Below are 3,807 nucleotides of genomic sequence, written 5' to 3'. Positions count from 1 at the left end.
GCCACCTGCAGTTCGGCTGCGGCCGCCGCGATGCCGGCGGCACCGCCGCCACCACCACCACCGCCGCCGCCGGCGACCTTGGCCTGGGCGAGCGCCAGCTGATATTTGCCCAGCGCATCGAGCAGCTGGCCGATCTGCGGCGTGGCGCCGCCGGCATAGGCCTTCAGACCCTGGAAGCTCGCCTCGATCTGGCGGGCAGCCACGGCCGCGGCACCCTGGCCGGCTTCGGCCGCCAGCACCTTGCCGGCGGCCTGGCCCAGCGCGCCACCCGGCAGGGTGGGTGCCTTGATCTGCACGCTGAGGCCGGAGACATTGGCCACCACCTGGTCGCTGATCTTCTTCAGCGGTGATGTGCCCTTGTTGGCCAACCGCGCCAGTGCAGTGGTATCGCTGGCGTAATCGCCCGGTTGCGGTGCCTTCAGCACCGTCTGCCAGCGCCGCACATATTCATCGGCATAGAGCGCGCCCAGCTGGCCCATGTTGAGCGGCACCTGCGCCGCCGCGCTGCTGCCCAGCATCCAGCGATCCTTGTCGAGCGCGTCGCGGATGGTGGCGAGATTGGCAGCAAAGCCCTTCTGGAAACCCGCCTTGGTGAACAGGTAGGGCACGCTGAGCGATTCAAGTTCCGACGGGTTGGCAAAGGCCTGCGCCTCGCCCGGCAACAGCGCGTTGCCCACCATGCGCCACGCATCGCCGCCCACCTGCTGCTTGAGCAGGGCCAGCGCACGCTGTTCGGGGCTCATCGCCGCGACGATGCCTTGCGTGGCCTCGACCAACGGGCCATCGAGCAGCCCGCCGGTCAGCTGCCGGCCAAAGCGGCCCTCGTCTGCCAGCAGCGCGCGGGCGTGCGACAGGATGCGACGCCGGGTCGGCGCATTTTCCTCACCGGGGAACTCACGCGCGGCGAGGTCATTCTCCAGCCATTGCAGGATATAGCCATTGTCGCGCCGGGCGCCGGCGCGGTTGCCCAGCATCAGATAGACCTTGAGCGGTTCATAGACCGCCACCGGATCATCCCCAGCCGCGCGCAGGGCGCTTTCCGACGCCACGATCAGGCGCGGCAGCAGATAACGTTGCAGGCCGTCGCGATAGGCGCGCGCCGATTCATCGGCAAGGCTGGTGCGGTAGAGGCCGAAGCGCTGGCTGAGCGGCGGGTCTGCCGCCGGGGCCACACCATAGGGCAGCCGGTCGCGCAGCGCGTCGAGAACGTCGAGCGGTTCAGCCAGCGAGGCCGACAGCGAGACACGGTCGCCCGGATCAAGCGCGGTCTGGCCACCCTTGATCGCCTCGGCACTGGCCAGGGTCGCATCCTGGCCGCCGCGATTGTTGATGAAACTGTACACGAGTGCGCCTGCAAGGCCGAGCGCCACGACACCGCCGGCACCGGCTGCCGCCAGTTGCAGCACGCGGTTGCGCTTGCGCCGTGCCATGTCCGGCCCGGCAAGGCCGGCTTCGGGGATGATGACTTCGGCAAGCAGGCGATTGACGAAGAAGGCGCGCGGGTTCGACGGCCGCGCACGTTGGCCCTGGCCGATGGTGGCCGACAGGCTGCCGAGCAGGCGATCGAACGGCGTGCCCTGCTGCACCCCACTGGTGAAGTAGAAGCCGCGCAGGCGGGCGGCAGCGGCGTGGGGCGTCTTGGTGGCGCCTTCGCCGAACACGCCATCAAGCAGGCGGATCAGCCGGGCGCGCAAATCGATGAAGCGCGCCGGCAGGGTGAAGGCCGCGCCGCGGCGCACCGGATCACCTTCGTTCTGCAGGCGATTGGGCAGCCGATCAGCCAGCGCTTGCACCGCATCGTCATAGCCGGCGGCGAGGCTGGCCTGGCTCGGCCGGTCCGCCACCAGCGGCAGCGTGTGGCCAATCACGGCCCGCCGTCCCTCCACGCTGAGATCGTCGAAGAACTCGGTGAAGCCGACCAGCAAGTCCGCCTTGGTGAACAGCACATAGACCGGCAGTTCCAGGCCCAGTTCGCGCGACAGTTCGGCGATACGGGCGCGCAGCGTGACGATGTGGCGTTCCAGCCCTTCGGCGTTGGCCTTGCCCAGTTCATCGAGGCCGATGGCGACGATGACCCCGTTCAGCGGCTGCAGCGGCCGAGCTTTCTTCAGCGTGCCGAGGAACTTGCGCCAGCCCGACGCGTCTTCGCTCGCACTGCTGTCCTGGCTGGTATAGCGGCCGGCGGTATCGATCAGCACGGCTTCATCGGTGAACCACCAGTCGCAATTGCGGGTGCCGCCAACGCCAGCGGTCGCCTCATCGGTAAGCAATCGGAGCCCGCTCTTCTGGATCAGCGTCGTCTTGCCGGCGCCGGGCGGCCCGATGATGACATACCAGGGCTTGTTATACAGGGCGCCCTTGCCCTGCCCCTTCACCTGGTCGAGCGCGGACCGCATCTTGGCGGCCATCGCCTCGCCTTCCAGATCGGCCGGCTTGGCAATCGCCTCGGTGAGCGCGGCATCGGCCTTGCGCTGTTTCCACCAGCGCCAGCCGGCGACGCCGCCGAACACCAGCCAGACCAGCGCGATCAGCCACCAGCGCAGGAACAGGAGCGAACTGACGAACAGCCCGCAGACGAGGAAGACGATGAGCGTGGCGAGCAGGGCCGCGCCCACCGCCAGCACCCACCAGTTGCCGAAGAATTTGCGGATCGTGGCCATCATTCGCTCCGCGGCAGCACGAGTTCAACACGCCGGTTCTGCGCCTTGGCTTCAGGCGTATCGGCTCGGTTCACCGGTTCCTGGTCGCCTCGGCCCTCGGCCGACAGGCGCGCCGGATCGGTCATCAGCGGGGCCAGGATCGACACCACGTCCTCGGCGCGCGCCTGGCTCAGCGCCATGTTGTCGGGGAAGCTGGCCGCCAGCGCGCCCCTTATGGGATCGCTGTCGGTGTGGGCGACCACGGCAATCTGGCCGGTTTCCGGGGCCAGCGCGCGGCCGGCCTCCTCGATGATCGGCACATATTCCAGCGCCAGCAGCGCCGCGCCGGCCGTGAACATCCCGCCCGGCAGACCGGGGCATTGCGAGATCACCAGCCGGATGGTGGCACCATCGTCGCGCGCCTCGATGCACGGGTTGCGCAGGCGGGCGCGGATGCGCTCCAACTGGGTCGATTGCAGCGCCGGCACGTCAGCGCCAAGCCGGTCGATGCGCGCCTGCGTGACCGGCGGCAGCGGCCGCAGTGCGGCGCGGACGGCCTCGTCGCGGCCATCCAGCCACAATTTCAGCACCAGGAAGATCAGCAGCAGCACCGCCAGCACGGCTGCGGCGACCAGAATGGCGCGGGCCAGCCAGCCCACCTTGGGCATCGGCGTCGGCACGCCCTGCCATTGCGGCACCAGGTCCGTCTCCGGGCGCGGGCGCACGCCGGCCAGCGCGCTGTAGATGGCGCTCATGCGGGATTCGATCTGCTGGCGGCCATCGGGCGCGACCCGGGCGCGGCCCAGGAAGCCGACGGCCAGACAGGCGTGATAGAGCTCCAGCATGTCGAGATTGGCCTGCGGCCGCTGCAGCATCGTATCGAGAATAGTGAAGAACTGGTCGCCGCCAAAGGCCTGGCCAAAGCTCTGCACGACCAGGCTCAGACGCGCCCAATCGGATTGGGCACCGCCGGGCAGATTCTGCACGATGTCATCCACCGTCGCCAGCACGGCATAGCGAGCACGAGCATTGTCTTCACCCGAAAGCCCCATCGCGCTCAATTGCTTTTCAAACGCCTTGGCCTCCTCGCCGGCGCGGGCGCGCAGCGCGGCCACGTCCGCCACCTGGCGATCGGCCTGCACAGCCGCGGCCAGCGCCAGCAGGCGCG

Annotated in this window: 2 protein-coding genes; both read right to left on the bottom strand. The window is 69.1% G+C overall.

What is annotated here, in order from left to right; genetic code table 11:
- Positions 1 to 2,663, bottom strand: a 2,663-nt coding sequence (tssM, locus tag GJ693_RS14520; RefSeq protein ID WP_156256982.1) for a type VI secretion system membrane subunit TssM, incomplete at its 3' end; no start/stop codon positions are given.
- Positions 2,660 to 3,807: type IVB secretion system protein IcmH/DotU (gene icmH, locus GJ693_RS14515; RefSeq protein ID WP_156256981.1), on the bottom strand; the 1,148-nt coding region annotated here is incomplete at its 5' end. The genes icmH and tssM, both read right to left, overlap by 4 nt.

The sequence above is a fragment of the Sandarakinorhabdus oryzae genome (genome assembly GCF_009733735.1).
Taxonomy (GTDB): domain Bacteria; phylum Pseudomonadota; class Alphaproteobacteria; order Sphingomonadales; family Sphingomonadaceae; genus Sandarakinorhabdus; species Sandarakinorhabdus oryzae.
The sequence above is the reverse complement of the archived record's forward strand: the minus strand, read 5'-3'. Positions and strand labels throughout refer to the sequence as shown.